The 26,686-nt window shown below is 43.1% G+C and carries 34 protein-coding genes; 18 read left to right on the top strand and 16 right to left on the bottom strand.

The features are described from left to right. Positions 1–154 precede the first annotated feature (154 nt). Positions 155–1,288, bottom strand: coding sequence for a cation:proton antiporter (locus tag NF859_RS05440; RefSeq protein WP_252743353.1), 1,134 nt, complete (start codon positions 1,286–1,288; stop codon positions 155–157). Between the two features lie 93 nt (positions 1,289–1,381). Here NF859_RS05440 and NF859_RS05435 point away from each other — a divergent pair, with 93 nt between their 5' ends. Next, positions 1,382–1,789: an ACT domain-containing protein gene (locus NF859_RS05435; protein ID WP_252743352.1), complete on the top strand. Its 408-nt coding sequence runs from the start codon at positions 1,382–1,384 to the stop codon at positions 1,787–1,789. Here NF859_RS05435 and NF859_RS05430 read toward each other — a convergent pair. The 8 genes from NF859_RS05430 to NF859_RS05395 are packed head-to-tail and all read right to left on the bottom strand — an operon-like array spanning position 1,772 to position 5,617. Beyond that, positions 1,772–3,295 (bottom strand): proton-conducting transporter transmembrane domain-containing protein, encoded by a 1,524-nt coding sequence (locus NF859_RS05430; RefSeq protein WP_252743351.1) that lies wholly within the window; start codon positions 3,293–3,295, stop codon positions 1,772–1,774. The genes NF859_RS05435 and NF859_RS05430 overlap by 18 nt on opposite strands. After that, the gene (locus NF859_RS05425; protein WP_004066204.1) at positions 3,292–3,585 is read right to left on the bottom strand and encodes a cation:proton antiporter subunit C; all 294 of its coding nucleotides are present in this window, start codon (positions 3,583–3,585) and stop codon (positions 3,292–3,294) included. Before NF859_RS05425 ends, NF859_RS05430 begins: the two co-directional genes overlap by 4 nt. Continuing rightward, positions 3,578–4,000 carry a Na(+)/H(+) antiporter subunit B gene (locus NF859_RS05420; protein WP_252743350.1) on the bottom strand — a complete coding sequence of 141 codons (423 nt, stop codon included), beginning with the start codon at positions 3,998–4,000 and terminating at the stop codon, positions 3,578–3,580. Before NF859_RS05420 ends, NF859_RS05425 begins: the two co-directional genes overlap by 8 nt. Continuing rightward, positions 3,997–4,242, bottom strand: a complete 246-nt coding sequence (locus NF859_RS05415; RefSeq protein ID WP_252743349.1) for a Na(+)/H(+) antiporter subunit B — start codon at positions 4,240–4,242, stop codon at positions 3,997–3,999. The genes NF859_RS05420 and NF859_RS05415 overlap by 4 nt, the downstream gene beginning before the upstream one ends. Next, positions 4,239–4,469, bottom strand: coding sequence for a hydrogenase subunit MbhD domain-containing protein (locus NF859_RS05410; protein WP_252743348.1), 231 nt, complete (start codon positions 4,467–4,469; stop codon positions 4,239–4,241). The genes NF859_RS05415 and NF859_RS05410 overlap by 4 nt, the downstream gene beginning before the upstream one ends. Then, on the bottom strand, positions 4,450–4,764 hold the full coding sequence (gene mnhG, locus NF859_RS05405) for a monovalent cation/H(+) antiporter subunit G (protein ID WP_252743347.1): 315 nt from the start codon (positions 4,762–4,764) through the stop codon (positions 4,450–4,452). The genes NF859_RS05410 and mnhG overlap by 20 nt, the downstream gene beginning before the upstream one ends. Next, on the bottom strand, positions 4,761–5,036 hold the full coding sequence (locus NF859_RS05400; protein WP_252743346.1) for a monovalent cation/H+ antiporter complex subunit F: 276 nt from the start codon (positions 5,034–5,036) through the stop codon (positions 4,761–4,763). The genes mnhG and NF859_RS05400 overlap by 4 nt, the downstream gene beginning before the upstream one ends. Next, on the bottom strand, positions 5,012–5,617 hold the full coding sequence (locus NF859_RS05395; RefSeq protein ID WP_252743345.1) for a Na+/H+ antiporter subunit E: 606 nt from the start codon (positions 5,615–5,617) through the stop codon (positions 5,012–5,014). Before NF859_RS05395 ends, NF859_RS05400 begins: the two co-directional genes overlap by 25 nt. Before the next feature lie 119 nt (positions 5,618–5,736). Between NF859_RS05395 and NF859_RS05390 the strand changes: the two genes are divergently transcribed. Both NF859_RS05390 and NF859_RS05385 read left to right on the top strand, forming a co-directional pair. Beyond that, a complete protein-coding gene (locus NF859_RS05390; RefSeq protein ID WP_252743344.1) occupies positions 5,737–6,288 on the top strand; it encodes a TIGR00288 family NYN domain-containing protein in 552 nt (183 codons plus the stop codon). Next, a complete protein-coding gene (locus tag NF859_RS05385) occupies positions 6,239–6,763 on the top strand; it encodes a TIGR00288 family NYN domain-containing protein (RefSeq protein WP_252743343.1) in 525 nt (174 codons plus the stop codon). Before NF859_RS05390 ends, NF859_RS05385 begins: the two co-directional genes overlap by 50 nt. Here the strand turns inward: NF859_RS05385 and NF859_RS05380 are convergent, their stop codons facing one another. Beyond that, positions 6,764–7,213: a single- stranded DNA-binding family protein gene (locus NF859_RS05380; RefSeq protein ID WP_087037803.1), complete on the bottom strand. Its 450-nt coding sequence runs from the start codon at positions 7,211–7,213 to the stop codon at positions 6,764–6,766. It abuts the gene before it with no gap. 57 nt (positions 7,214–7,270) lie between these two features. On the opposite strand from NF859_RS05380, the gene NF859_RS05375 reads away from it, so the two are divergent. Genes NF859_RS05375 through NF859_RS05340 form a run of 8 tightly spaced genes read left to right on the top strand, consistent with a single transcriptional unit; the run spans position 7,271 to position 13,023 of the window. Next, complete coding sequence (locus NF859_RS05375; RefSeq protein WP_252743342.1) at positions 7,271–7,945, top strand: adenylate kinase; 675 nt, start codon at positions 7,271–7,273, stop codon at positions 7,943–7,945. Positions 7,946–7,951: 6 nt separating this feature from the next. After that, entirely contained in the window at positions 7,952–8,233 is a 282-nt protein-coding gene (locus NF859_RS05370) for an MTH1187 family thiamine-binding protein (RefSeq protein WP_252743341.1), read from the top strand. 1 nt (position 8,234) lies between these two features. Then, positions 8,235–8,912: a class I SAM-dependent methyltransferase gene (locus NF859_RS05365; protein ID WP_252743340.1), complete on the top strand. Its 678-nt coding sequence runs from the start codon at positions 8,235–8,237 to the stop codon at positions 8,910–8,912. Then, a complete protein-coding gene (locus NF859_RS05360; RefSeq protein WP_252743339.1) occupies positions 8,905–9,303 on the top strand; it encodes a ParB/RepB/Spo0J family partition protein in 399 nt (132 codons plus the stop codon). Before NF859_RS05365 ends, NF859_RS05360 begins: the two co-directional genes overlap by 8 nt. A gap of 13 nt (positions 9,304–9,316) precedes the next feature. After that, positions 9,317–10,828, top strand: a complete 1,512-nt coding sequence (locus NF859_RS05355) for a potassium channel family protein (protein ID WP_252743338.1) — start codon at positions 9,317–9,319, stop codon at positions 10,826–10,828. An 11-nt stretch (positions 10,829–10,839) separates the two neighbouring features. After that, complete coding sequence (locus NF859_RS05350) at positions 10,840–11,961, top strand: ATP-NAD kinase family protein (RefSeq protein WP_252743337.1); 1,122 nt, start codon at positions 10,840–10,842, stop codon at positions 11,959–11,961. 49 nt (positions 11,962–12,010) lie between these two features. Then, positions 12,011–12,820: a hypothetical protein gene (locus NF859_RS05345; protein ID WP_252743336.1), complete on the top strand. Its 810-nt coding sequence runs from the start codon at positions 12,011–12,013 to the stop codon at positions 12,818–12,820. Positions 12,821–12,876: 56 nt separating this feature from the next. After that, positions 12,877–13,023 carry a C2H2-type zinc finger protein gene (locus NF859_RS05340; protein ID WP_004066221.1) on the top strand — a complete coding sequence of 49 codons (147 nt, stop codon included), beginning with the start codon at positions 12,877–12,879 and terminating at the stop codon, positions 13,021–13,023. Positions 13,024–13,105: 82 nt separating this feature from the next. Here the strand turns inward: NF859_RS05340 and NF859_RS05335 are convergent, their stop codons facing one another. Beyond that, entirely contained in the window at positions 13,106–14,116 is a 1,011-nt protein-coding gene (locus NF859_RS05335; RefSeq protein WP_289846434.1) for a cell wall-binding repeat-containing protein, read from the bottom strand. Between the two features lie 45 nt (positions 14,117–14,161). After that, positions 14,162–14,839 carry a metal-dependent hydrolase gene (locus NF859_RS05330; RefSeq protein ID WP_252743334.1) on the bottom strand — a complete coding sequence of 226 codons (678 nt, stop codon included), beginning with the start codon at positions 14,837–14,839 and terminating at the stop codon, positions 14,162–14,164. A gap of 275 nt (positions 14,840–15,114) precedes the next feature. Here NF859_RS05330 and NF859_RS05325 point away from each other — a divergent pair, with 275 nt between their 5' ends. From NF859_RS05325 to NF859_RS05315, 3 genes are all read left to right on the top strand, one after another. Then, complete coding sequence (locus NF859_RS05325) at positions 15,115–16,314, top strand: proteasome-activating nucleotidase (RefSeq protein ID WP_087037816.1); 1,200 nt, start codon at positions 15,115–15,117, stop codon at positions 16,312–16,314. A 197-nt stretch (positions 16,315–16,511) separates the two neighbouring features. Continuing rightward, positions 16,512–17,093 (top strand): hypothetical protein, encoded by a 582-nt coding sequence (locus NF859_RS05320; RefSeq protein ID WP_252743333.1) that lies wholly within the window; start codon positions 16,512–16,514, stop codon positions 17,091–17,093. An 89-nt stretch (positions 17,094–17,182) separates the two neighbouring features. Further along, positions 17,183–17,716, top strand: coding sequence for a hypothetical protein (locus NF859_RS05315; RefSeq protein ID WP_252743332.1), 534 nt, complete (start codon positions 17,183–17,185; stop codon positions 17,714–17,716). 4 nt (positions 17,717–17,720) lie between these two features. Here NF859_RS05315 and NF859_RS05310 read toward each other — a convergent pair whose 3' ends face one another. Then, entirely contained in the window at positions 17,721–18,281 is a 561-nt protein-coding gene (locus NF859_RS05310) for a CBS domain-containing protein (RefSeq protein ID WP_252743331.1), read from the bottom strand. Positions 18,282–18,458: 177 nt separating this feature from the next. Here NF859_RS05310 and NF859_RS05305 point away from each other — a divergent pair, with 177 nt between their 5' ends. From NF859_RS05305 to NF859_RS05295, 3 genes are read left to right on the top strand one after another with little or no spacing between them, the layout of a single operon-like run. Then, positions 18,459–18,959 (top strand): hypothetical protein, encoded by a 501-nt coding sequence (locus tag NF859_RS05305; protein ID WP_087037822.1) that lies wholly within the window; start codon positions 18,459–18,461, stop codon positions 18,957–18,959. Positions 18,960–18,969: 10 nt separating this feature from the next. Next, positions 18,970–19,218 carry a hypothetical protein gene (locus NF859_RS05300; protein WP_252743330.1) on the top strand — a complete coding sequence of 83 codons (249 nt, stop codon included), beginning with the start codon at positions 18,970–18,972 and terminating at the stop codon, positions 19,216–19,218. 8 nt (positions 19,219–19,226) lie between these two features. Further along, complete coding sequence (locus NF859_RS05295; protein WP_252743329.1) at positions 19,227–19,982, top strand: 7-carboxy-7-deazaguanine synthase QueE; 756 nt, start codon at positions 19,227–19,229, stop codon at positions 19,980–19,982. 92 nt (positions 19,983–20,074) lie between these two features. Here NF859_RS05295 and NF859_RS05290 read toward each other — a convergent pair whose 3' ends face one another. Next, the gene (locus NF859_RS05290) at positions 20,075–22,516 is read right to left on the bottom strand and encodes a tRNA(Met) cytidine acetyltransferase TmcA (protein ID WP_252743328.1); all 2,442 of its coding nucleotides are present in this window, start codon (positions 22,514–22,516) and stop codon (positions 20,075–20,077) included. 116 nt (positions 22,517–22,632) lie between these two features. Here NF859_RS05290 and NF859_RS05285 point away from each other — a divergent pair, with 116 nt between their 5' ends. Further along, the gene (locus NF859_RS05285) at positions 22,633–24,537 is read left to right on the top strand and encodes a S9 family peptidase (RefSeq protein ID WP_252743327.1); all 1,905 of its coding nucleotides are present in this window, start codon (positions 22,633–22,635) and stop codon (positions 24,535–24,537) included. A gap of 97 nt (positions 24,538–24,634) precedes the next feature. Here the strand turns inward: NF859_RS05285 and NF859_RS05280 are convergent, their stop codons facing one another. Beyond that, positions 24,635–25,150: a hypothetical protein gene (locus tag NF859_RS05280; protein ID WP_252743326.1), complete on the bottom strand. Its 516-nt coding sequence runs from the start codon at positions 25,148–25,150 to the stop codon at positions 24,635–24,637. 6 nt (positions 25,151–25,156) lie between these two features. Continuing rightward, positions 25,157–26,671 (bottom strand): tetratricopeptide repeat protein, encoded by a 1,515-nt coding sequence (locus NF859_RS05275; RefSeq protein WP_252743325.1) that lies wholly within the window; start codon positions 26,669–26,671, stop codon positions 25,157–25,159. Positions 26,672–26,686 lie beyond the last annotated feature (15 nt).

The following is a 26,686-nucleotide window of genomic DNA, read 5'->3' as shown; positions in this document are numbered from 1 at the left end:
TAACTAAGAATTCTGCTGTCAATTTGGTGTTACATGTAGGTTTGCTTATAAACCTTTCGCCTTTGCTCAGAATAATTGTAAAAAGGGACAGATTGTTCCATATCCCCTTAGAACGTCTTGAAAAGATCTAAAACCAAAAATAGGCTAGAAAAAGCTAGGAATTTTTAGGCGAGAGAACTCTTCCAAGTGTCGTGGAGACGAACATTCCCAAGATACTGGCCAAAGATGCCAGTGCATAGAGGTGCTGACTTAACACTCCATATTCGTATCCTAGCTCACCCACAAGCAGTCCAAGAACTCCAAAGCTCGCTATTCCGCTTGCCCTTACTATCGTTTTTCTAATATCCTTGTTCCAGGTGAACCCCATGGTCAGGAGGAGTCTGATAATATAAACTAGGATAAAGAAGTAAACCACTTCCACTGAAAATTCAGTTTCAAAGTTTATTCCTCTCCATGCAAAGAAGATTGGAGCAAAAATACCGTAGGTTACACCGGATATTATTGTGTGCACTCTCTTATACTGCTTGGTTCCTATTAGGTCACTGTGAAGCAAAAGTCCAACGACGAAAGCACCGATACTAAAGTGAAGCCCAATCATTTCGCTGATAAGTGCTATTGAGGTTGCGAGAATCATTACCAGGCCAAAAACTGCTTCATCACTCTTTAAATTCCTGAGTGCTCGAATTATCAATACCTTGTGCTTGACGTTTAGGAAATAGTTTATTCCAAGGAGGACTCCTAGGAACAGCCCATCTTTTAATAGTTCAACAAATAAGCCGAAATACGTTAAGTGATAAACTTCAAAGTTAACTAGGAGGTACAGGCTAACAAGGGCTCCAATTTCGCTTATTACTGCATACGATAGGGCTATATGTAGAAAGTCCCCTCCAAAAAATCTGGACAATCTTAGAACTATAGGGGCAGAGGCAACGGAGAGTATTGAACCTACTATAAGATTCTCGTGGGAGATTGTATAATCTGTGAAAGGGAGAGTTATGAAGGTCATCAAGGCATAGGTCAGGATATAAAGGGGAAGGCTCTTTTTACCGCCGAGATGAACTTCCTCCGGAGTGAGCTCCAATCCGGCGTACATCATTAGGAAAAATACCCCAAGTTCTGCGAGAAGATTCAACTCCTCTCTGGGCATTGAAACGAGGAAGCTCCCCAATACTAAACCCGCTGAAATCTCGCCAAGGAATCCTGGATAACCTAGGCGTTCAAATATCTCAGCAAAAAGCCGTGCAATTGCGATTATAGTGAACACATACCCAATTACGCCAATTTCCACGAGTGCACCTCCACTCTTTCTGGTATTTCCCTTATTAAAAAATTTTCTAAGAAAGGAAGAAGCTTTTTATTTTGTGAAGCATTAGTTATCCTCATGAGGCACTATGAAATTTTAAGGATTAAGGAGAACGGAAAGATAGAGATACCGCTGGAATGGGCGTATGAAGTAGGGCTTGTTAAAGACGCTTACTTCTTAGTGGAAATTGATACCGATCTAAATGAAATTCACCTCGAAAGGATAGCCCTTCCCGGAAAAGAACTTGTAGAGATTGAACTCGTTGTTAAGGACAAACCCGGAGTTCTGGCTAAAATTACCGGCACTCTTGGGAAGCATAGGGTTAACATCCTATTCAGCGAAGCTGAGGAAATGGAGCAAATTGGCCTTGGAGCAATAGTTGCGGTTGTTGATGTAAGTCAGATGGATATAAGCAAAGAAGAGCTTATCGCAGAACTACAAAATATCGAAGAGGTTATGGAAGTTTCGCTAAAGGAAATTGAATAAAAATAATAGCAATACAGCAGTGAAGAGGAGCATATAAGCATTTATCTCTTTGCCCAGGGTTTTGAATTGCTCCGGTGTAAAAGCCCTAAGGGATACCTCAAAGACTCCCAGCTTCCTGAGCAGGTAGAAGATAAAGATGGCAATGGCGAGGCTGATTGAGTCTTTGAGGACGCTGAGATGCGGATAGAGGTAGATGCCTCCGAGAAGTGTTAGGATTCCAAGAGATAATGAAATCACTTCTTTTCTTTTGGGGATTTCGATTTTTTCTCCTCTTTTCGAAAGATAATAGTTAAGCTTTGTAAACGACACCAGAGTGCCGATTCCCCCCGCATAAAAAGCATATTTCAGAAATCCCTTGAGGTTCTCAATTAGCATAGCCTTCCCAAATGCTCCGATAAAGGGGCTAACACCTCCGATAGCAAGGCTTAGCAAAACGATTGCAAGCATTAAAATCTTATTATTCCTATACGATAGTTTTTCCAAATCCCGAGTTTCATAGTGCTCCGCTAAGCTTCCTACACTAAGGAAAAGGCCTCCTTTAAAGAGGGCGTGGGCTAAGGCATAGTAAGCTGCGGCCAAAGGATTTAAGAGGGCTATTCCGAGAAGTACATATCCCATCTGGGATACTGTGGAATAAGCCAAAAGTCTCTCTGAATTTTTCTGAAGAAGCATCATGCCTATCCCAAAAAACATAGAAAGGAACGCCAGAGAAAGCAACGTTTTTTGCACGAAACTATTGATTGGGAACGTCAATGTGAGAAGAATCATCCCGTATGCAGGAGCTTTGACTACAAGGCCGGAAAGCAAGGCACTTACTGGAGCATCTGCCTTAGAATGAGCGTCTGGAAGCCAGAAGTACAGAGGGAAGATGCCACTCTTCAAGAGCAGAGATGTAAAAGATAGTGCTAAAGCTGCGTTAATCTCTCTCGACATTCTCAGGTTTTCTTTTATAAGGGCTAGGTTCAGGTAGCCTGTTTTCAGGTAGATAATCCCTATCCCCAAGATGAAAATGTATGAAGCCAGAAGGGAAAAGACCGTGTATTTGAAAGCTGCCCTCCTTGCTCCTTTCTCCTTTGAAATTCCCACAAGAGCAAAGCTTGCTACCGATGCTATCTCCATGTAGATATAATAATTGAAGAGGTCTCTGCTTATAAAAGCTCCCAGGAGTCCTGAATGAAGAAGGAGGATAAGGACATAGGCCTTGTTTTCAATTTTTCTTGGATAATAGCTCCACACATAGAGGGCAACAAAAGCAGAGAGAATAAGCTCTGCCACTATAAAGGGGATGTTATAAGCATCTACGGCAACCTCAATGCCAGAGACTCTGCTCCAGTTTCCGACAACTTCATTGGAGGGGAGGTTATTGATTATTTGGGGTAGAATAAGCCATGGGGACAGCATGCCAATTAGGAACAGATGCTTGGAAAACCTCTCTCTCCTTAAAGCTGGAAGGATGGAGGTTAAAAATGCCATAATAAGGGGAAATGCAACAATAATGGGGATCATTCTTCTTCCCTCCTCATCTTTAGGATTAATGCCAACGCAAGGGAAGTTATGGCAACATCAACAACGAGAGTGGTAAGCATAAGGGTAGCGGGTAAAGGATCGACAACTTTTTCTCTGGGCATTATTGGAACGTCCCCTCCTTCTACATAGCCAGTCCCAATAAAGAAGAGGACGAGCCCTATGGACACTACGTTTATGGACAGGACTATCTTGATCAGGTTTTCCTTTGTCATGAGGCCATAAAGTCCTATGAGGATTATTATAATTCCAGCAAGTTCGGGGTTAATCACGTTCCACCCACCTCAGCAGGATGTAAAACATGAACGTAAATGCCGCTCCAACCTTCAATGCAACGCCTATGTTAAATAGGGGGATTATTCCACCACTTATAAGGGAGCCGAGCTCTCCTCCTCGCAAAAAGTTGTAGAAAAATCCACCGAAGAACACACCTGCTGTTGCTAGGAGGGCTAAAAATTCCCCCGAGATCCCTTCGATGAGCTGAACTTCCCAGAATTTGAAGGTTTTTCTAACCCTGTTGTAACCATGAGAGGTTATCAAGAGGATAATGCTGACCGCTAATATAACCCCCGCCTGGAATCCTCCTCCCGGACTTAAATGACCATAGAGCATTAGATAAGCGGAATAAGCCACTAGAAACGGGCTTATGAGCTTCGTTGTTGTTCGCACTATCAAGCTCATCTTCATTTTTTCTTCCCTCCCAGAAGAAGGTAAAAGCCCGCAATTGCTGTAAAAAGGAGAGTTGCTTCTCCTAAACTATCGTATGCCCTCCAATCCGCCAAGATTGCCGTTACTAAATTGGGAATTCCAACTTCTTTCCAGTTAGTGATATAGTACTCGTAACTTCCCCCTTCACTTTTGGAGTAATCCAAGCCAGTGAAAACATAAGCAAGAGCTAGGAGTAAAAGAATGGCAGCTAATCGCTTCACTTTTCCACCTCCCGAATCGTAAAGAGAAACACGCCTATGACAACCGCTCCTACAACAATGGCAGAAAGGGCAACGTCGGGAGCCTTTAAAAGGGTCAACACAAGAACAAAGGCTAGGCTGAGAAAGGCGTATTTAACAACTGCACTAACTAGGTTTTCCTCTTCTATCACGGCAATTGATAGGATAATCATGGTTAAGAGAAGTACGTCAAGGATTATCCCAGGCATACATATCCACCACAACTTTTGGTTTTATTCCATACTTATAGGCTCCTCTCGCTATTGCATGGGAGACCATGGGGTTTATTAGGGCGATTAAAAACGCCAGCACGAGGAATTTTAGCTTAATCAGTAGGGAAGCTTCTGAAGCAATTGCTAGGGCTATGAGAATGCTCATTGCTCCGCCAGTATCGCACTTTGTTGCCGCATGAAGACGAGTATACACATCGGGAAAGCGGAGTATCCCGAGAGTTCCGAATATCATTATGGACTCTCCAAGGAGAAGAAGGAGGTATTCTATCACTTTGCTCCCTCCATGTACTTTGCTAATATCAGCCCTCCCACAGCGTTAACCATGAGAAGAACAACTGCAAGATCTAAGAAAAAGTACTCTTTTGCTATGAAAGCAAATATTGCCAATATAACTACGGTTTTTGTTGTTACGGTGTTGATGCCGACTATTCTGTCAGCTAAGGTTGGTCCAAACAGTACGCGATACGATAAAACCAGAGAAGTAATCACTAGCACTACTGCGCCCCATCCAAAAGGACTCACCAGAAGATTTTCTTCAACCATGCTTCGATGTCCCCCTTAATCTTTTCACCCGCAACCTCTCTGTTGAGCGTTTCAACATCTATCCAATGCACGTAAAGATAAGTTTCCCCGAGTTTTTTGTCGACGTCAAGGGTTAAAGTCCCGGGGGTGAGGGTTATAGAGTTTGCTAAAATCGTTATTCCAGTATCTGAATGCAGGTCGGTCTTGATCTTTATTATCCCCGGATTTATGTCCATTAATATGGCATGTTTTGCTACTTTGAAGTTGCTCTCTATTAACCGGAATGCCATGATAAAAAGGTACTGAGGAATGACAAAGAGACTTATGTAAAGAATCTTCTCTACAATGTGGCCCGTCTGCCTTATATCTTCGGTGAGCATTTCATACATGAAAAGAGAAATTACCAGAGTTGCTATTCCCCCAATGAATAAATTCTCACTCTGTGTATTCCCACTTATCACTATCCAGAAGGAGAAGAGTGCGATCCAGGTAAGGACTACCTGTTCCCATTTTGGGAGTTTTTGGGCTTCATAGGTTTCAAACAATATCCTCTGCCTTATCTCATCAAGTCTTTCCCTAAGATAAAAAGGGATTCTGCTCATGTTTTTTACTAGACTTTCATTGCTTATAATCCTTTCGTCCGGCCGTTTCCTTAAGTTTTTTATACTTTAAAGCCATAACTTTTCCATGTAGAGTTTTCATACTGATTGAGGTGATAACGATGCCCAGCAATTGGGAGAAAATAGTCTCCATGACAAAGGAAGGAGTTAAAAGTATTGCAATGATGAGGAAGAAAATTCAGCGAGGAAAAAGGATTGCCCTCCTTATAGATGGGCCAAATATCCTTAGAAAGGAGTTCAATGTGCACCTTGAGGATATTGTTGCAGCATTGGAAGAACTCGGCAATATAAGGGTAGCGAAAGTCATTCTGAACCAATACGCTCCTCAGGGGCTTATTGAAGCGGTTGCAAATCAAGGTTTTGAACCGATAATCGTTGCTGGAGAAACTGGAGTGAAACTTGCCGTCGAGGCTATGAGGGAGATATACAATCCAAACATTGATATTATTGCTTTGGCAACGAGAAATGCGGAATTTCTTCCGATAATTTTGAAGGCAAAAGAAAAAGGAAAAGAAACTGCCATAATTGGAATTGAACCTGGGTTTAGTGCCGCTTTAAAACATGCTGCGGATTACGTAATTATTCTTGAAAGGGGTGAGGTAGATGAGAACAGCACTGTTCAGAATACTGAAAAGAGAAGAAAGAGAGCCTAAGGAAAAAGAAAAGCGAGAAAAAGTTGAAACTCCCCAAAAGAGCATAGGGTTGATAATAGACGGTCCTAACATACTGAGGAAGGAATTTGGGATTAAGCTCGAAAATATTAAGGAGGCACTTGAGAAGATTGGGAAAATCAGAGTAGCTAAGGTTGTCTTAAACCAATACGCTCCTCAGGGACTTATTGAGGCAGTTGTTAACCAAGGATTTGAGCCCATAATAGTTGCCGGAGATACAGACGTGAGGATTGCCATTGAGGCGATGGAGCTAATATACAACAGTGATATAGAGGTGATAGCCTTGGCTACGAGGGATGCGGATTTTCTCCCCATAATAAGCGAAGCAAAAAGAAAAGGCAAGGAGACTGTAGTTATAGGAGTTGAGCCTGGGTTTAGTATTGCACTTCAGAATGCAGCTGATTATGTGATAAAAATGGAGGGAAAAAGCTACCAGAGTGAAGGATACGAGGAGTAACTACTTTTCGAACTCGAGTTTTAGGGATGTATGCTCTCTTTTGAGCCTCTCGATAGTTTGGGCAATTTCATCGCTGAGTTCTCTTAGTTTCTCCGAAAGTTTGCTCAACTCCTCTATCGCAATCTCTAGGGCTTTTTCGCTTTCTTCAACCTCTCTCATAGCCTCCGCAAGCTTTTCCTCTTCCTCTTTCTTGTAGACCTCGATTCTCAGCGTGTCATAGTCCCACTCTATCTCTCCATTTTTGATGTTGAACTCTATCGAAATTCTTACGACGTCTTCTTTTTTCACGCCCATTTCTTGGAGCTTATCAAAGAGGTATTGGTTTAGCTGGGCTGACGCTCTTACAACTTCCTCGGGGTTAAGCTTACCGCGTGTTAAGGCGAAGAGAACTTTTCTAACTTTGTTTGCATACCCACTCGCCCTAACAAATCCGGTTGAGAGTCTGGGCATGGAGCATCACCATAATACTTTAATGCACTGGAGATATATATCCATATTGGTGATCAAATGAACATTCTGATTTTTGGGCCTCCGGGTTCTGGAAAATCGACACATTCGAGGAGAATCGTTGAGAAATACGGCCTCGAGTACATAGCCTCCGGTGATATAATCCGGGCAGAGATAAACAAAGGAAACACCCTTGGCTTGGAGATGAAGAAATACATAGAAAGGGGCGAGCTTTTGCCTGATACCGTTATAAATACCCTCGTACTTTCGAGATTGAGGAGAAAGAGGGAAAACTTTATCATTGACGGCTACCCAAGAACGGCTGAGCAAGTATTAGCCCTTGAGAACTTCCTCTACGACCACGGCATTAGGATAAACCTAGCGATAGACATTTTCATTTCAAAGGAGGAAAGCATAACGAGAATCTCCGGAAGGAGGATATGCAAAAACTGTGGGGCTGTGTACCATATAAAATACAACCCACCAAAAGTCCCTGGAAAATGCGATATTTGTGGGGGCGAAGTGGTTCAGAGAGAGGACGACAAGCCGGAGATAGTTTCTAGAAGGTACGACATTTACATCAACAACATGGAGCCAATCATTAAATTTTACAAGGGACAGGGAGTTTACGTGCAGATAAACGGACATGGGGGAATTGAGGAAGTTTGGGAGAGGATAAGGCCTCTCTTAGACTACATATGGAATAGGGAAAGAAAGAGAGAAGAATTCCGGTGATATAACATGGCGGTAGCTGAAATTTGTATTTTCCCTCTTGGTACGCAATCACCTAGTGTAGGGAAGTATTTGGAGCCAGTATTTGAAGTAATCAAAAAAAGCGGATTGAAGTACATGACGTGCCCAATGGGAACGGTTGTTGAAGGAGACATTGATGAAATACTCGCTCTCATTAAGAAGTGCCACGAAGCAATATTTAAAACTGGAGCTCAGAGAGTTGTGATAAGTGTAAGGATCGATGAGAGAGTAGATAAAGAACTTACAATAGAGAGCAAGCTGGGTGTATAACGTGGAATACTTCGATAAAATCGCCCCTCGCTACGATGAGTGGTATAAGACTAAAGTCGGGCGTTATGTTGATAAAACGGAAAAAAGGTTAGTATTCTCTATGATAAAAACCAAAAGCGGAAAAGCCCTTGACCTTGGATGCGGAACTGGTAATTATACCTTGGAGCTCTATAAAAGAGGGTTTGAAGTTGTTGGAGTGGACGTAAGTGAAGAAATGCTAAAGATAGCAAGAAAAAAGCTCCCAAATGTTAAGTTCATTAGGGCAGATGCATATTCGTTGCCCTTTGAAGACAACACATTTGATTTAGTTTTGAGCATTACAATGTTTGAGTTTATACACAAGCCCGAGAAAGCTCTTGGGGAAATTTATCGTGTTTTAAAACCTGGAGGAGAAGCGATCATCGGCACAATGAACGGTAGAAGTTTATGGTTTCTCTTCAAGCGCTTAAAAAGTCTTTTCGTGGAAACGGCATATCGCTATGCAAGATTTTATACGCCCAAAGAGCTTGAAAGGCTAATGAAGGAGGCTGGTTTTAGAGACGTTGAAAGCAGAGGGATTATATACTTTCCTTCATTTTTCCCCTTCTTAGGGCTTGCTGAGAAGCTTGACCAAAAGTTCAGCGATAAGCTAAAGAACTTTGGGGCGTTTATAGTTGTTAGGGGAGTTAAAGGTGATTAGACTTATAACCAGAGAAGAGGCATTTAAAAGAGCAGAGAGGATAAAGAAAGAAAATGAAGCCCTTTATGGTGTACCGTTTGAACTAGAGCACAAGTATCTCCCCCTCGATGTTCTCATACCGACCCAATGGGAGCTGAGTGAGAAAAAGCTGTTAGTAGTGCTTCAAGAGATAGCCCACGGTTACGATGCTCCCGTTATAGTTCTAGAGCATAAGGGAAACTATTATATCTTGGACGGTCACCACAGAGCTTATGCTAGGAAAAAGCTGGGCTTTTCACAAATTGAGGCAATAATCCTTAGACCCATCAAAGAAATCCCTACAAAAATTGAGGAATCCGTGAAAAAAGTAAGATTAAAAAGTCTTGATGATATCGTGATAGCTAAGGAGTAATTTCGGTGAGAGCATGTGCGAGTATATCTTCAAAAATGGTGAAAAATGCAAAACAAAGTCTTTAGCGGGTTCAAAGTACTGCTCACTCCATATTCCTTTTGATGAAGGTGAGTTGCTTTATGGAGAAAAAATAAAAGAAATTAAAGAGAGGGCCTTTAAGAGGAAACTGGAAAGGGGAGTTAGGTACTTTGAAGGTGTACAGCTATATGAGGCTAAAATCTCTAACCTAACAAGTGAGAAGCCTCTCGTCTTTAAGAACTCGAAGATAAAGACGCTTATCGTTGAAAATTCCAACCTAAAGGGACTATCCATTTTCAACTGCGAGATTGAGAGGGTTATACTGCTGGCATCGTCTATAGGAACAGTATGGGTAAAGAACTCTGTCTTTTTTGGGTTTAATATTCTTGATATCAAGTTTGAGAACTCAATTTCTGTGAAGAACAGCACGGTTCGATATTTGATGATGAATTCCGTTCAGCATGCGGAGCGAGTTATATCAGGTGAGGAAGAATATGGGGAAAAGGAAACAATTCACGGGAGAATAGAATTCTCAGACCTCAAAAACGTTAGAAGGATAGGAGTAAATTCTAGGTACCCCCTGCTTAAGGAACTTTTAGAGGAACATGGAATAAACCTATCGGGAATGTCAAGGAAGCATGTAAAGGCAAGGATTTTTCTCATAAAAAATGTAGAATTTGATCCCAGTCCTAGGTTTAAGAGGCAGGTGAGGGTATTCATCAGAAACTTTGATGGAGTCCTTCAACTTGAAAACCTTGAAGTTCCGGGGCACGTGGAGATAAGAGGTGGGAGGTTAAAAGTTCCTGAGTTTGTACACACCACAATTTACAATAACCTGGTCTTTAGGGGCGTTGTATTCTATGGAGACACAACATGGAACTTAACGGTACTTCCAAACCTTCTGGCAGAGTTGAGTGTGAGGGGGTTCGTGATTCTTGAAGAATGCAGCTTCAATAACCCAACAATGGAGGAATTTTTCTACCGCCTAGCAAGGATCACATGGGAAAAAAGCGGAGATAAAGAGAAGGCAGATCAATATTACTATTTGGAGATGCTTGCCAGGAGAAAGCAAAAGATGGGAAGGTACATTGCATACCTGCCCAAGCTTGGAATTAGGATAAGGTTCCCTCACATTCCCTCTGGTAGAATTGGAACCAAGATAAAACACTATATCCATCTTCTGGAAGGACTCTTCGAGTGGTTTTTTGCTGATTTGACGTGCAAATACGGAACAGATTGGAAAAGGCCAATTGTTATTTGGATATTTATGGTCAATCTAGTATTTCCGACTCTCTTTTATTTCACAAGAAGCGTCACAAGCTCTGGTGTGCCCCTGAAGAGCTTCCTTGACTACGAATATTTTAGTGTAGTGACGGCAACAACCCTTGGTTATGGAGATCTTCATCCCATCGGCATTGGGAGGGTAATTGCTTCAATTGAGGCTCTCTTTGGAATGTTCATGTGGGCTGTCTTCCTGACGGTCTTTGCAAGGAAATACATGAGATAAAGGTGAGAAATATGATAGTAGGCTTGATAGTAAATCCAATAGCTGGAATGGGTGGCAGAGTTGCCCTTAAAGGTACTGATGGAGTTGTGGAGGAAGCCATAAAACGAGGAGCAACGCCTGTGGCGCTTGATTTTACAAAGCTCTTTTTAAATGAGCTTTCTCATTATGATGTTGATGTTAAATTTTTAACAGGGCATGATGGACTGGGAGAGGATGCCCTTAAAGAGTTCAGCTTTCCCTATAAAGTTATTAAGCACAGAGAGATCAAATATAGAGAAATATCGGGAGTTAAAATTCCAGATACCACAAAGGAGGATACAAAAACACTCGCTAGGCTGATGAAGGACAAAGTAGATATACTGCTCTTTGCAGGAGGAGATGGAACAGCAAGGGATATATATGAAGCAATAGACAAGGAAAAGCCCATTCTTGGAATTCCAACCGGAGTTAAGATGTTCTCGGGGGTTTTTGCCACCTCTCCAGAAGATGCTGCAAAACTTCTTGTTGCGTTCGCAAAAGGAAACGCAAGGCTTGTGGAGAGGGAAATTCTCGACCTCGATGAGAATGCATACAGGCACGATGAAGTAAAAGCAAAGCTCTATGGAAAAGCCTTAACTCCCTATGTGGAGACCCTTGTACAGGGGGCAAAGGAGACTGTCCCACTTGATGAAGAGGAAGAACTTGATGCTATAGTGGAGGCTATTGTAGAGGAGCTTGAGGATGGAGTTTACTTTCTGGGAGCTGGCTCAACGATAAAAAAGCTCAAAGACATGCTTGGAATAGACGGGACACTCTTAGGAGTGGATATAGTTGAGATAAAAAACGGAAAAGCGAAGCTCCTCGTGAAAGACGCCCAAGAAAAAGATTTGCTGGAATACATTCATAGAAATCCAAAAATCATTGTGACTGTTGTAGGGGGCTTGAACTTTCTTTTTGGTAGGGGCAACCAGCAGTTCTCTCCAGAAGTTTTGAAGCATATACCAAAGGAAAATATTATTGTTGTGGCAACTCCTTCGAAAGTTAAAGGGGCGATTAGGGTTTATACTGGAGACAGGGAAGTTGATGAGAGGCTTAAAGGCTACATAAAGGTTAGAATCTCTCCTTGGGCAGAGAGAATTGTAAAAGTTATTTAGGCTCAAGGTTTATAACTTGGGAACCCTTTTCTATTTTTGGTGGATAAACGTGAGATTTGAGGTGCTTAGTAAGGAAGATATGATAAGGCTTTCAAAGGAACTCAGTAAAGAGGGGATAATGAATAAAACCCGAGAAGAGCTTGGATGGGAGCTTCACCACCTCATTGTAATCAAAGACAAGTTCAGTGAGCTGATTAGGAAATCTGAAGGTATTGAAGTACTTGAGGATACTCTCGAAGAAATAAGAGCAACTTTTGATGCCCTTATGAATGAATGGAATGTTGGGGAAGAGAAAGAATTTAAGGAGCTCTTTGATGAGGTAAATATTCCCAAGCTAACGCTCATAACGGCCTTGATAGAGAACGGATATGTTGAAGGGGAAGAGAGGCTCAGGCTTGTTAAAAAGCCCAAACTTGATGAACTTGAAATTGAGCTCAGGTTTAACATTGATGAGCTTGAAGACGTGCTGGAAGAGATAGAAGATAAGCTCGATGCAACCCTCACAACTGAACTTTCCTTTATGAGAAAGTACTTTGTTGAAGTTCTTGAGATCGAGGAGGAGCTAATAAAGAGGGCTTTGGAAATAGCGGAGGAATATGCTACCGAGGAATCTTTAGTTGAGGCAATGTTCGTGGGGATTGGAAAATCTGTGCTGGCAAATACAATGCTAACAATAGCCGAAAAGAAGGATACAAAAATGGAATTAATCGAAACCCTCTTGGAACATGAGCCTCTAACTGTAGAAGGGAGGAGAGAGAAGATAAACATATACTTTGACGAAGAGGCAATAGAGGATATATTAAAAGAACTGCAGAAAATGGGTTATTTGAAGGTAAAAGGGAACAGGATATGGCTTTAATAGGGGGATAAAGCTTAAAAATCAATAACTAAATTAGAGCATGGGGGTGGAGGAGAGTGGCGGTGCTTAAGGCAATAAAAATCAAGGACAGGGACGGGGAGATCTTTTTTAGATGTCCAAGATGCGGGATGGTCTTTAGAAAGAGCAAGGATTACATCAGGCATATAAACAAATCCCATGGACATCTCTTTAGAAAGGCGTGATTTTGTTCTTTCCTTCCTTTATATAGGGGATGAAGAAAAGTCAGGACGCTGAGATGTGATGAGCGGTAGGGCTTTCTGACCTCTATTCCTTAAGGTCTATTTCCTTCACAAGCTTGACAATGAAGGTTTTGCCGATTTTCTCCCTCTCAACCAGCTGCTTCTTTTCAAGCTCTTGGATTATTCTGCTCACTGTTGGTCTTGAGTAGCCGGTAAGCTCTGGGAGGTCTTCTTGCTTTACTTTTCCACCCTGTTCTATCAGGGCTTTTACAACAATCCTTTCCTTTTCTGTCAGCACTTCCACGGGGATCTTGTGGGAATACCATTTCTTCTTTGCCCAGTACAGTGTTATCGGGAGGGCAATTGCTAGTGATAGTATGGCACCTATGAGAGAGTACCTGTATGGAGATGGCTTTTCTGGAGGAGACACGGGAGGCTTTTCTACGTTCTTTCCGAGCCAGTAGGTTTCGTATCCCATATTCTTCAACTTTATTTCTATAGTTTCGTTTAACCCGGTTCCAACCAGAATAACAAGGTTTGGCTTTAGATGGTTTAACCCCGCGATTGCGTGCTCTGAGAGATCGTTTTCTAAAGTTAGTAGGAGTGGTAGATTATATTCCATTGCAAACTTTGATGCAGCAAGGGCAGACCCGTAATCCAAAGCACTAGCCAGAACCACCGCTTTTGACCCTTGAGGGTAAAAGTGAACAGCTAATTTTTCCGCTGTTTCAGTCCTTACATCCCCTCCTATCCTCGTAACACTGTACCCCATCTTAAGGAGCTCGTCCTCAACTTCCTTGCTAACCGCGTTTGAATTCCCAACTATCAGGACTTTTTTCCACCCTAACTGGATGTATGAATAAAGCTGAGCCCATGTCTTTTCATCCAGCTTTTGGGGATTAACGGGAAGAACAGGAATATTAAGAAGTCTAGCATAGGGCTGAACGGTAATATAATCTATGAGGTCATCGTTTCTAACTATTATTAGGTCGTACTCAGGTCTATTCTCTTCCTGCTGAGCATAAATCGGGATGGCTATGAAAGAGGCAAGTATTAAGGCCGCAATGATTGTTAATGCGATATACTTAGTCCTCAATACACTCACCACATTGAAGCTAAAAAAGAAAGTTTAAAAGGTTTTTCAAAGCTCAAAGACTTCTCCTGGTTTTAGTATAATGACCTCTGCTTTGTCCCCAACAAGCTCTTTAAATTCTTCTGGATCCCTGGCTATTGGTGGGAAAGTTCCATAGTGCATTGGTATAACGTATTTCGGCTTGAGGAGTTCAACGGCCTTTGCCGCCTCTTTGGGTCCCATCGTGAAGTGTCCCCCTATTGGAAGCAAGGCAAGATCTATCCCATAAAGCTCAGCGAAGAGCTCCATGTCCTTGAAAACGTAGGTGTCTCCAGCGTGGTAGATTTTCTTTCTTTCAAGTTCTATGATGTATCCGCAGGCGTTTCCAATGCTGTATTTTCCGTCGCTGCTTGAATGCCATGCCGGAACTTGGATTATTTTGATCCCTTCAACCTCAGTTGGGCCGTAGTTCATTCCTATTGTTGTTATGCCCTTGTTGTTTTCTACAAGATAGTTGGCTATGTCGTACATTGCTACTATCTTTGCCCCAGTTTTTTGGGCAATTTTTACTGCATCACCAACGTGATCTCCGTGTGCATGGGTTACAAGAATCAGGTCAACCTTATCAAAGTCCTCAGGTTTTGCTGCTGCATTTGGGTTCCCGGTCAAAAATGGGTCTATTAGTATTCTTTTTCCTTCTCCTTCTATTTCAAATGCGGCATGCCCTAGAAACCTTACCTTCACCATCATACCACCTCCCTAAACGTCCGAGTACAAATAATAACAAAAGATTACTTAAACCTTTCGAACAATCCGAAGGTGAAGTTTTCCGTTTTAATATGTGATCGACCAAAATCAAGGTCAAAATGGGCGGTTTGTCTATAGAGGAGGTTTCACGTTTTTTGAAAGGGCATTCATAAACCAAAAGTTTATAAGCTCTCTAGAATTCCTACTCACAGGGAGAGTGTATGGGTAAGTTAATAAGGTTCTTCTTCATAGTTATATACAGGAGGGTTTAGATTATGAGCGATGTTGAAGATGTCAACGTGAAGCACGAAGAGGGGTATGACGATTACGTTTACTATCTCAAGCGTAGAATAAGACAGCTTGAACTCCAAGTGAGAACGCTTGAGGCTGATAAGGAGAGACTTGAGAGGGAGCTTTCACGCTTAAGGATGGAGATGTCCAGACTGAGGCAACCTCCAGCCTTTGCTGGTACTTTAATTGAGCTTTTGGATGAAGACAGGGCTATTGTTCAAAACTACAATGGTCCAAGATTCGTTGTGAGGATTGCACCGTGGATAGAAAGGGAGAAGCTAAAGCCTGGTGCCAGAGTTGCCTTGGATCAAAGAACAATGGCGGTTATAGAGCTCTTACCGTCCCAAAAAGACCCATCTGTGTTGGGTTTTGAAGTAATTGAGAGGCCTAAGGTTACCTACAATGACATAGGTGGACTGAAAAAGCAACTTATGGAGCTAAGAGAGGCTATAGAGCTTCCACTCAAGCACCCTGAGCTCTTTGAAAGGGTTGGGATCGAACCACCTAAAGGAGTACTTCTCTACGGTCCTCCCGGCTGTGGAAAGACCCTAATGGCAAAAGCACTAGCTCACGAGGTAAATGCAACCTTCATAAGGGTCGTCGGCAGTGAACTTGTGAGGAAATACATAGGAGAAGGTGCTAGATTAGTTAGCGAGCTCTTTGAATTGGCAAGAGAAAAAGCACCGTCAATAGTTTTCATTGATGAGATAGACGCAATAGGTGCAAAGAGATTAGACGAAACAACCGGTGGGGAGAGGGAGGTTAACAGAACTTTAATGCAGCTCTTGGCTGAACTAGATGGCTTTGATCCGAGAGGTAATGTTAAGGTTATTGCCGCTACAAACAGGCCTGACATCCTTGATCCGGCTTTACTTAGACCGGGAAGATTCGATAGACTCATAGAAGTTCCTCTACCAGACTTCAAAGGAAGATGGGAGATCCTTAAAGTCCACACGAGGAAGATGAACCTTAAGGGCGTTGACCTCAAAGCCATAGCGGAGATGACAGAAGGGGCAAGCGGTGCAGATCTTAAGGCAATTGTAACCGAGGCAGGAATGTTTGCCATCAGGGCGAGAAGAGAATACGTAACTCATGAGGATTTTATAAAGGCTGTTGAGAAAGTTCTTGGCTCGGAGGAAAGATTAGCTCAGCAGATAGCTTCACACGAAGTTATGTACGGTTGATTACCTTTCTCTTCCTTTATCAATTCCCGGACATTGTTTTGACTTTGATAGAGTTTTCTTTACTTTGTTCTAAGAGATATTTGTTTGACACCAAAACATTTAAATAACTTTAATATATATTTGTAAAATGTAAAATACACTGTTCTTTAATAATAGAAAAAAATCTAAATCTGGATTTGAACTATGGAGGGAGAAATATGAAGAAAGCAACATGTGTGTTTGCAGTATTTTTGGTTTTTATGGGAGGAGCTCTAGTTTCGGCAGGAGGTTTTGATGAATTTGGCTACAACTACAAGGCAAGGCTCTTCAATGGCTGGTATGGATATTACGACAGAAGCATTGAAGGTGGATGGGTATCCGGTACAGGTGACGCATGGCTTATCATGAAGTGGTCAAAAGACTGGATACCGATGGAAGATGAGCCCGTGGGAGCATGGGTTACTAACCACTGGATATGGTATAGCAATGATTATAATGAATCTACGTGGTATGGATGGGCAACAAGGATTCAATGGAACGAAAACACACAGCCAAACGCAAAGTACAGAATAGAGGAGTTCATGAAAATAATGAAAGTAAGTGATGATCCAGAAGCATGGGCAGAATATGAGGCTGGTGGTGCTTACAGTGCTGGTTGGGGTACTTATGACTCAGGTGTTCCAAAATACGTTGTTTTCCAAGATACTATTGAAGTTTACGACGCAGAAACAGGAGAGCTAATTGCTACTTTTGACCTCTGCACAACTTCTCCAAAAGGACTTGGAAAACCAATATTTTGAATTCTGTGTTTCTTTTTAATATTTATTAAAAATTCTTAAATAGTTGAGTTACTAATCTTATTGTGTCTAAAACCTATTGGGGTGGTCTAATGAGGAAGGTAGTTGTTTTTGGGATTTTGGCACTTTTGCTTGCGATGTATGCTCAAGTTATTACAGCAGCCCCAAACGAGATAAATTTCAAAGCAAGGATTTACGTTGGATGGGAAGAGTATTATCTAGGAGATAGTCCAGTAAATGAGAGCACCTGGATGGTTGTTAAGTGGTCAAAGGACTGGAACTTCCCATTTGGAGAGGATAGTCCAGAGGGGGCTTGGATTGCTGTTCACTTCACATGGTACACCAACGATATTTTTGTAGGCATTTTTGGCCACGAAGAAGGCCCACTAGTTTACTGGGGAGATCCCGATACTATCCCAGATGCCAAGTATCGTGTAGAAGAGTACTCCAAAGTAATGATCTTGGACAATCCTGAGAAATACATAGAAAAAGGAGCATTTCCAGCCAATAATTTGGGATTCCCCTTCCCAGGGAATGCATACGTTGTTCACTGGACTGTTGAGGTATACAATGCGACAACTGGTGAACTTCTCTTCGAGTCTACCATTGTGCCTTCTTCGAGCTGACTTCTTATTTTATTTTGAACAGATCTGAGCGAGTTATTATTCCCACGGGTTTGCCTTCTCTGTTCTGGACTATAACCGCTGGATGCTCCTCGAGAAGGTACTTTACGACTTCAATGCTTTCATCCTCATTTATTATTGGAAAAGGCTCATCCATAATCTCCATAACCTTCTTTGAAAGCAAGTCTTCATATTCAAAGCTCTTCCTAACGAGAGTCTTTTCCGTAACAGAACCGACCACCTTGTTGCCCGCTATTACGGGGACTTGGGAAATGTTGTGCTTGTTCATTAGCCTAACAACGTTTTCAACCGTTTCATATGGTTTGACTCCTATTATGGGAGAAGACATTATTTCCTTGGCCCTGAATCGAGCCTTTTTACACTCAGCCAAAGCCTGGAGAATTCGATTGAAAGTAGATAATCTAGGATCAACTTTACCGCTTTCAAGTTTTGCTATGTAAGCCTGTGTAACCCCCGCTTTTTCCGCAAGCTCTTCTTGTGTTATGCCAAGTTCCTTTCTAAGCTTCTTTATCTCCCGTGGGTCAATGGGCTTGGGAATGATAACCATAAATAACCACCAGTTATTAATGCAGCCAAAGTTTTAAAAACTTTAGTAGGGGGGCGTTAGGGATGTCGCCCCCCTGGGGGTCCCGAGGTCATCGCAACCCAATACTCCTCGGGCAATAAACATTAGCCCTAAAGACTTATAACCCTTAGGGAATGATGAATCTTCAAGGTGTAAAGTATGGCTGGAACGGTAAGTAAGGTAGTTAGATTCACCAATGAAGAGGAATTTTTGGAGGATATGGAAGAGGCTATGGAAAGGTTCACATATCTCGCGAGCAGATATGGAGTCAACGTCATAGAAGGAGTCCTCCTATGGGATTATGTGGGCATAAGGGACGAAGAAGGCGTGAAGATATTCAGGGTTGGTGAGTTCCCATACGTAGAGGGGACGCTTAAAGTTGATTTGGAAACCCTAAGAACCCTTGAGAGGTACTTTGACGAGATGGAGAGCAAATGGGAGGACTTAACGACGGACGAGATAAACTATTTCGTTGAGATGCTTAATGAAGCTCTGGGAGAGGAAAGGGTTTACTATGAAGCCTATGACCTTGGCTTGGATAGAGACGAGGCTTACATAATTCTTAATATAAAGGGTCTCTATTACTTAGAGAACGTTGTAGATGCCGAAGATAGACATGTTCTGGAAGAGGCTGTCTCTATTTTGATGAAGTATGTGTAGGTGAGGGAAAATGCTGTTTAAGAAAAAGGGGCTCTTTACCGTTAGCGATGCCCTGAAAGTCATAGAAATAGCAAGCAAAGAGGATCCGAGGGAGATCATTATTATGTGCGAGGCTATTGATGAAGAAGCAAAAAGAAGACTTTGGGACTACGCTAGAGGAGTAGAGCTTATGGCAGATCTGACTGGAGAAAACAGAAGCGTCAAGATTGAAATACTTGAGGGATACGTGAGTGACAAGGTGAAGGGCATAGAGCTTTAGGTGATTCCATGTTCTTGGCTGAAATCTTCAACAGCTGGCAAGGAGAAGGGGGAAGTATAGAGGGAAGTGCCTTTGGCAGAAGGCAGATTTTTGTTAGATTCGCTGGCTGTGACCTTAGATGCATCTGGTGCGACTCCGCAAGCTATATCCTCGCTTCTAACGTTCCAAGGTGGCGCTACGAAGTGGAACCGTTTACTGGAAAGTTTGAGTACAAGCCCAACCCGGCAAAGCTTGAAGAAGTTGTTGATGTTATCTTAAAGCTGGACACCGGAGATATACACTCAATAAGCTACACCGGCGGAGAGCCAACTCTGCAGACGAAGAACCTCTACGCCCTCATGGAGAAGATGCACGATTTGGGATTTAAAAACTTCTTAGAGACCAATGGAAGCAGGCCAGAAAGAGTAGGAGAAGTTGCACATCTTGTAGATTATGCGAGTGTTGATATAAAAGATGAGACCGCCAAAGCAAGTGAAAATTGGCGGGAGCTGGTGCTCAGAGAAGTAGAGAGCATTAGGATACTTAAGAAAGCAGGGGCAAAGACTTATGCAAAGCTCGTGGTCACAAAAGACACAAAAGAAGAAAACGTGAGATGGTACGCAGAGCTGTTGAAAAACTTAGCCCCCCTTGCCATACAGCCCAAAGAACCGATTGATATTTCCCAACATCAGCTTATGAGGCTTTACAACATCGCTGCAAAGATAATGGGGAGAGAAAACGTTGGTTTAAGCTTTCAGGTGCATAAGTATCTAAACGTCCTTTGAGATGGATTTTTAAACTGCTTATGGAATTTTTCTTAGGCGATGATGTAGATTGGCCTTTGGGGTACTGATGCCCGGGATCGACGAAGCTGAGCCTATTTGAGTATGTGCTTGTAGTAGTACCAAAGGCCTCTTATTATGTCCCTAACTTCTATCATCGTGAACATTGGGCTTCTATCGATGAACTTTGCAGTTTCTTCCCATGTATGTGCTTGAAGAACACGGTAAATGAGGAGGTGTATTTGTCTCTCATCGAGATAAGGCTTCATCCAGCCATCGAGGAAATAAAGCTTTACCACTGGCTTCACTGCATCAAGAACGGTGTCATAAGTTAAGACTTTACCCACGAACATCTCAAGCCTTTTCTTCTGCACATCCGTTAGGGTTATCGGGTAGTTGACGCTCTCTCCAAAAGGTGTTTCAAAGAGCCATCTCGCTATCTCGGGCTCCAAATCCCTATGCGTGTCACCAAGCCACTCCGTAAGTCTAATTCTAAATTCATCGTTAGCTTTCTTAACTATCTCTTGAGCCTTCTTGCTTATTGGCTTTATCACTATCGCGGTGTATTCTCCGCTTACGGGATTCCTCGAGGGGCTTAGATGCACTACCGCAAACCCATTTCTTATCCAGAACCTTATGAGCTCTTCACTAGCTCCAAATCCACTCCCTACCCAGTCAAGGCCTTCTCTATCGGCCTCTTGAATTAACAGCTCAAGCGCCTTACTCCCAAGGCCCATATCCATAGCATCTGGGTGGGTGGCTATTCTAACCACCCTATAACCTTTTAACTTCGCAAACTCCTTTGCATAGTGGTGTTTCACCATCATGTCGGGGATTATGTTCCCCCTCGGCTTGTATCCCTTTGCCATTCTGTCTATATCCTTCTTTGGGATTCCTCCTTCTTTGGCTATCTGCACGGCACAGACTATCTTTCCATTCTTGAGCCTCAAAACCCTCGCTTCGTGGTGTGGTGCATCGGCTAAAAGTGCTACATCGCTCGGTCTGTTCCTGTAGTGAGCAAGAACGTAAATACCGACGAAGTGCCTTAAATCTTCTCTATCGTTCTCGAACCAGTCATCGAGGTCGGGCTTTTCAAAGTAGACCTCTTTTCTCCTAATAAGCTCGTAGTCTTCCTCAGTTAGCTCCACAGGCTCGGCATCCAGCAGGAGAACATCAAAGAGCCACCTCTCAATCGGGTCGTTGCTCTCGTATCTAATCGGCACCGAGAGGTGTATCTCCTTGAACTCTCTCTTCTCCTTGGCCTTCTTTAGGAATTTGACAGAGAAACCCCTTCCCGCTCCCTCATATCCGTGGATTGTGGAGGAGTAAATTACTTTGGGCTTTTTGAGGTATTGGTGGAGGATCGGGACGTGAATTCCAGCGGCTTCGTCAATTACGTAAACGTCTGCGTTCATTCTATACCCTTGGGTTGGGGGGTAATACCTTATCCCAATTCCCTTGGCATATATTTCCTTTATGAGACCATTTTCTTCTATAACTTTTGGCTTATAGCCAAGCTTCTGGAGGCTTTTCTTCGCAAAGCGGAAGAGACTCTGCACATTTTCAAGTTCTGGGGCCGTGACAACAATCCTCACACGCTTTTTCTTTGATTTCACCGCGAGACCAACAGAGCCTATACCAACGCTGACACTCTTTCCTCTTCCTCTATCCGCCGTTAGGACGACCATCCCATCGTTTTCTATTAGCTCTTCGAGGGCCTTAAGAACCTCAACCTGGCCGTTTGTGAGACAGAGTTCATAGAGCTCCTTTGGGAATTTTATCTCCTCTGGTATTTCGATCTTTTCTCTCTCAGGGAGCTTTGCCTGACTCTTCTCGTTTTCTGGGCCCTTTAGAATTTTCTGGTTTTCGGCGTTTAGGATGTAAATTCCTTCGTGCTCTTCAAACTTTCTGATGAGTCTCCTGTTAAACCTCTTTTTCACGTCATCTATGGTGTAGGGCGGAGTAACGAGGCTCTTATGGAAGCCAGTCCACATGTTTTTCCACTTTTCAAATGGGTTGGCAAGGATGAATATTACTCCTCCACCCCTAACAGTCTCTATTATCCTACCGAGATCATTAGGGGAAAAATCATAGCTGAGATCAAGAACAAGCAGGTCATAAGTTCTCCCAAGAATATCGCGGGTGTGTTTAAAAGTAACGGCGGTAACGTTTACATTTTCTCCGGCAAGAACATCAAAATGCTTTCTAAATTCTTCATACCTTTTTCTCCCAAAAGTTTCCTGTCCAAGGGCATCGGTTGCATAGAGAACTTCCACCTTATCCTCGCTCTCATCCCTGAGCTTTTTCCCCATAAGTTCCTCAAGAATTGCAGATATTATTTTGGCAGAAGCTCCGGCAAGAATTCCAGCCAAGGTGGCTTTTTTCATTGTATCTCCAGCTAAAACTATCATTCTCCGATGAAATTCTTCAATAGCCTCAGCGAGAGCGGTTTCAGTGAGCTTTAGAGTTGGATCCTTAACACCCTCGCTTTTAGCATAGTCTCTCACTTCTTTGTCGAATCTCACTTTCACGGTCATTTTTTCATCCCCACAAATGAAAAAGCCGGGATGTTTAAAAACCTATACTTCATTAAGATATCAATTTAAACGCTAAGCTTTTATACGAAAAGAGCCTACTTAATATGGTGGTCTTAATGAAAAGGATTGATATCAAAGACTTGGGGAACTTTAAGCTTGTCGGTGGACTTAATGTATACAGAAGAAAAGTTGCCTTTACGGTAAGCGAAATCAGCATAGAAAAAGATGACTACTTTTCAAAAATCTATGTTTATGATGGTAGGAAGGTTGTGCAGTTCACCTCTGGACCAAAAGACTCAAATCCGCGCTTTTCGCCAGATGGTAAGTTCATGGCTTTCACATCCAAAAGGGACAAGGAAAGCAAGGAGGCTGAGCTTTACTTAATCCCGACCACCGGAGGAGAGGCAAGGCTTCTCACGAAGTTTAAATTTGGAATAAATGACTACGAGTTTTCACCTGACGGCAAAACACTCGCCGTCATAACCCCTGTGGAGATCGAAAGAAAAAAGAAGGACGACGTGCACATAATCAAGGAAATTCCCTTCTGGTTCAACGGCATTGGATGGGTTTATGGAAAGCGGAACCACATCTATCTTGTCGATGTCGAGAGCGGGAAAAAGAGAAAGCTGACGAGAGGAAACCTTAACGTTCAAACTCTAAAATGGAGCAAAGATGGAAGCAAAATCTACTTTGTTGCCCAGGAGGATAGGGAAAAGAAACCCATGATAAGCGATCTCTTTGTTGTTGATCTTAAGAGCAAGAAGGTTGAAAAGCTGACCGATTCAAAGTGGCGCATTGGCGATTTAGTTCCTCTTGAAGACGGCACGGTTATACTTAGAATGAACACTCTTGAGAGAGGCATTCCAACGAACACTCACATCTATCACTTCAATCCTGAGACGAAGGAAATCAAAAAGCTCACGGCAAAGCTTGACCGCTCGGCTTACAACTCTCTCAACTGCGATGTAAGAGGCCCCTCTCGGAACCCGCTTGTTTATAAGGACGGCTGGGTTTACTACATAGCCACAGACGGCCCAAGGGCAAACCTCTTCCGTGTCAACCTCGATGGAGAGATAGAGCGTGTAATCGGCGGAGATAGAAGTGTTGAGACCTTCGGCATCGGGGAGTATATAGCCTTCATTGCTCAGGATGCAACAACTCCAACAGAGCTTTACATTCTCAGAGAGGGAAAGGAGAGGAAAGTCACCGACTTTAACGCATGGATAAGGGAGTACAAGCTCTCAAAGCCGGAGCACTTCAAAGTCAAAGCGAGCGACGGCGTTGAGATAGATGCGTGGATAATGAAGCCCGTGGACTTTGAAGAAGGCAAAAAGTATCCGGCAGTTCTTGAAATCCACGGCGGGCCGAAGACGGCCTACGGCTACTCCTTCATGCACGAGTTCCACGTTTTAACCGCTAAAGGCTTCGTTGTAATATTCTCCAATCCAAGGGGAAGCGACGGTTATGGAGAGGATTTTGCTGACATAAGGGAGCACTACGGCGAGAGGGACTATCAGGACATAATGGAGGTCGTGGACGAGGCTTTGAGAAGGTTCGACTTCATAGACTCGGAGAGGATAGGAGTAACCGGCGGCTCCTACGGCGGCTTCATGACGAACTGGATTGTGGGGCACACCAACCGCTTTAAAGCCGCTGTAACCCAAAGGTCAATCTCAAACTGGACAAGCTTTTTCGGAACAACGGACATAGGCTATTACTTCGCTCCGGATCAGATAGGGGGTGATCCCTGGAGCAACACAGAGGGTTACTGGGAGAAGAGCCCGCTGAAGTACGCACCAAACGTCGAGACTCCTCTCTTGATAATACACTCAATGGAAGACTACCGTTGCTGGCTTCCAGAGGCTCTGCAGTTCTTTACCGCCCTTAAGTATCTTGGCAAAACCGTTGAGCTCGCCCTCTTCCCCGGCGAGAACCACGACCTCTCAAGAAAAGGAAAGCCCAAGCATAGGGTTAAGAGACTTGAGCTTATCGTTGGATGGATGGAGAAGTGGTTGAAGTGATTTCTTTCCTTTTTTGTTTAGTCTTTTTACTGGACTGCTATTAAGTTTTCCACAAATCCACGTCCGAGATTCTTTTGTTACATGAATTTATTCCAGTTTAGTCTTCGCTCCAGTCCTCCAGCGGACTTGAAAGCTTCTCATTTCTAATGTGGATAGAATACCAAAGGCGCCCATAACGCTTCAGGTAGTCGAGCTGTCTAATTATTGTGCTATCCTTGAGAGGGATTATCAAAAGACCGATATCATACCTCTGAAGGTTTCTGCGGGCTATTTCCCTCAGCTTTTCAACTTCCGGGTTTCCTCCAATTTCTATTCTCTCCGCTTTGAAATTACGTCCAAAGACCTTCTCCGCCATCTTTATGAGCTCGGGATCTTTGGTAACGTAAATCCCTACCATCAGGAGAGCATCTTCAAGCATATTTTCAATGGAGGGAATCCAGATTACTGATCTTTTTCCCAGGTTCTTCTCAAGATATGGGTAGAGCGGAATCAACTCCCAGGCCGGCATGTTGTTCTCGTAAAGAACTAGAAGGTAACCCGGGTTAGGCAGACCTGGTGTAAGGTATGGCCGGTTCCCCACGAGAATGAAAGCTGTAGCGCCCAACTTCACCACCCCAGGTTAATCATATTCACTCCTTTTGAGTCTTTCTGCAACATCCTGCAGGAGCTTCTCACATTCTTGTGCCTCAGTTGGAGTCTGGTATTCTTCTCCACTTAGCATCGAGAACAAAGCATCAGCTAATGGCCATTCTTCTCTGTTAATCTGTTCAAGTATGTCTCTGGCTTCTTCTAAGCTTAAATTTCCTCCGATCAGGTCAAGGGCTACCTTGAGAGCGTAAATATCAGTATGAGAATCGCCCGTCATGTCGATTATTCTACTGATAGCATCGTCATAAAGTGAAGCGTTTCCCAACTCATGCTGTGTCGAGTAGTGAATACAGAGTGACTTCACCATACAACTAACTGCCTCCTTCTTCATTCCCAAATCTGCGTAAATTAAGGCCAAGTTGTGCAGGACAAGACCCTTCTCTTCGGGCGTCTTTGCGTACTCCAGTGCTTTCTTAAGTACTGACAGAGCTTCTTCAGGACGATTGGTTTCATAATAATGAGTTCCTAAGTTGTTTAGCGTTATTGAGTGATACTCCGGAACGACCCCAAGCTCCATGGCTTTCTCCTCGAGCTCTAAAGCCAGCTTGAGGTATCTCTCTGCCTCCTCCGGAGAGTTCTGCTGTGGGAAGTAAATCAGGCTGACCGATGTAGCAACGTCCGCTGCTTTAATGTAATGTTCTGCAACTAGTTCGCTGTCTCTATCCACTTCTCCAAAGACTTCATATAGAAGCCTCGTGAGCTCGTCTTCACTCTCACTTCCTTGCTTTTCCCCATAATACTCGGCAATGCTAGTGAGCAACTTTATGTATCCGTCCGCATAGAGGAGCTTCTCTCTTTGCCAAGCTTCTTCATAGGCTTTCTTGAGATCAGCTAAGTCACTCTCCGAGAATCCTTTCTCCAAGAATTCCTGAACTGTTATGCCTTCAGGCCTCACGAGCTTTGTAATCTCCCTGAATCGTTGTTCCTTTCTACGTTGTTCCCTTTGGAAGTGGATCTCAAATTTGAGTTCCCTCAAGTATTCCTCCATGTCCCGGCTTCTTGCAAGGAATTCCGGGGAAAGCGAGAGTAGTTCCCTTACCCACTCATTAGGCGGATTGAGAATATCTTTGCATATTCTTTCCGCAACCCTGCAGAGCGGTTCCAGCGTGTTCCAGTACGTTGGTTTCCTATCCCTCCCCAGTGATTTTGCAACGTATCTTCCGTCAGCGGTTTTTTCGACACCAATACTTTCCTCAAGTGTCTGTTCAATGGGACACCAAGTCATTGACTTAATAATGTCTAAATCTCCGTGGCTTCCCGCGAGAAACATGCAGTAAAGAAATGCCTTTAACTCCTCTAACGATACTCCCTCCGAATACCCTGCATAGTTCTGGAGGTAATGGATGACCGTAGCGAGCATTGGTCTTCTTCTTACGGAAGCAAAGTTTCCCCAGTCCTCGCACATTTCAGAGTCTCTGAGTCTTTTAAGAAGGGATTCGATAACATCCTTTCTCTCTTTATAAAGACCCAATAGCGGACTTTCCATATTAAGACCTCCGAG

Source organism: Thermococcus alcaliphilus (assembly GCF_024054535.1).
Taxonomy (GTDB): Archaea; Methanobacteriota_B; Thermococci; order Thermococcales; family Thermococcaceae; genus Thermococcus_A; species Thermococcus_A alcaliphilus.
The sequence above is the reverse complement of the archived record's forward strand: the minus strand, read 5'-3'. Positions and strand labels throughout refer to the sequence as shown.

What these genes read in the sequence shown, in the direction of transcription:
- NF859_RS05435 (WP_252743352.1), top strand. Translation starts at nt 1,382, where the DNA reads ATGAGGCACTATGAAATTTTAAGGATTAAGGAGAACGGAAAGATAGAG.
- NF859_RS05430 (WP_252743351.1), bottom strand. Translation starts at nt 3,295, where the DNA reads ATGATCCCCATTATTGTTGCATTTCCCCTTATTATGGCATTTTTAACC.
- NF859_RS05420 (WP_252743350.1), bottom strand. Translation starts at nt 4,000, where the DNA reads ATGAAGATGAGCTTGATAGTGCGAACAACAACGAAGCTCATAAGCCCG.
- NF859_RS05410 (WP_252743348.1), bottom strand. Translation starts at nt 4,469, where the DNA reads ATGCCTGGGATAATCCTTGACGTACTTCTCTTAACCATGATTATCCTA.
- NF859_RS05400 (WP_252743346.1), bottom strand. Translation starts at nt 5,036, where the DNA reads ATGGTTGAAGAAAATCTTCTGGTGAGTCCTTTTGGATGGGGCGCAGTA.
- NF859_RS05395 (WP_252743345.1), bottom strand. Translation starts at nt 5,617, where the DNA reads ATGAGCAGAATCCCTTTTTATCTTAGGGAAAGACTTGATGAGATAAGG.
- NF859_RS05390 (WP_252743344.1), top strand. Translation starts at nt 5,737, where the DNA reads ATGCCCAGCAATTGGGAGAAAATAGTCTCCATGACAAAGGAAGGAGTT.
- NF859_RS05385 (WP_252743343.1), top strand. Translation starts at nt 6,239, where the DNA reads ATGAGAACAGCACTGTTCAGAATACTGAAAAGAGAAGAAAGAGAGCCT.
- NF859_RS05380 (WP_087037803.1), bottom strand. Translation starts at nt 7,213, where the DNA reads ATGCCCAGACTCTCAACCGGATTTGTTAGGGCGAGTGGGTATGCAAAC.
- NF859_RS05375 (WP_252743342.1), top strand. Translation starts at nt 7,271, where the DNA reads ATGAACATTCTGATTTTTGGGCCTCCGGGTTCTGGAAAATCGACACAT.
- NF859_RS05370 (WP_252743341.1), top strand. Translation starts at nt 7,952, where the DNA reads ATGGCGGTAGCTGAAATTTGTATTTTCCCTCTTGGTACGCAATCACCT.
- NF859_RS05355 (WP_252743338.1), top strand. Translation starts at nt 9,317, where the DNA reads ATGTGCGAGTATATCTTCAAAAATGGTGAAAAATGCAAAACAAAGTCT.
- NF859_RS05350 (WP_252743337.1), top strand. Translation starts at nt 10,840, where the DNA reads ATGATAGTAGGCTTGATAGTAAATCCAATAGCTGGAATGGGTGGCAGA.
- NF859_RS05330 (WP_252743334.1), bottom strand. Translation starts at nt 14,839, where the DNA reads ATGGTGAAGGTAAGGTTTCTAGGGCATGCCGCATTTGAAATAGAAGGA.
- NF859_RS05325 (WP_087037816.1), top strand. Translation starts at nt 15,115, where the DNA reads ATGAGCGATGTTGAAGATGTCAACGTGAAGCACGAAGAGGGGTATGAC.
- NF859_RS05320 (WP_252743333.1), top strand. Translation starts at nt 16,512, where the DNA reads ATGAAGAAAGCAACATGTGTGTTTGCAGTATTTTTGGTTTTTATGGGA.
- NF859_RS05315 (WP_252743332.1), top strand. Translation starts at nt 17,183, where the DNA reads ATGAGGAAGGTAGTTGTTTTTGGGATTTTGGCACTTTTGCTTGCGATG.
- NF859_RS05310 (WP_252743331.1), bottom strand. Translation starts at nt 18,281, where the DNA reads ATGGTTATCATTCCCAAGCCCATTGACCCACGGGAGATAAAGAAGCTT.
- NF859_RS05305 (WP_087037822.1), top strand. Translation starts at nt 18,459, where the DNA reads ATGGCTGGAACGGTAAGTAAGGTAGTTAGATTCACCAATGAAGAGGAA.
- NF859_RS05300 (WP_252743330.1), top strand. Translation starts at nt 18,970, where the DNA reads ATGCTGTTTAAGAAAAAGGGGCTCTTTACCGTTAGCGATGCCCTGAAA.
- NF859_RS05295 (WP_252743329.1), top strand. Translation starts at nt 19,227, where the DNA reads ATGTTCTTGGCTGAAATCTTCAACAGCTGGCAAGGAGAAGGGGGAAGT.
- NF859_RS05290 (WP_252743328.1), bottom strand. Translation starts at nt 22,516, where the DNA reads ATGACCGTGAAAGTGAGATTCGACAAAGAAGTGAGAGACTATGCTAAA.
- NF859_RS05285 (WP_252743327.1), top strand. Translation starts at nt 22,633, where the DNA reads ATGAAAAGGATTGATATCAAAGACTTGGGGAACTTTAAGCTTGTCGGT.
- NF859_RS05275 (WP_252743325.1), bottom strand. Translation starts at nt 26,671, where the DNA reads ATGGAAAGTCCGCTATTGGGTCTTTATAAAGAGAGAAAGGATGTTATC.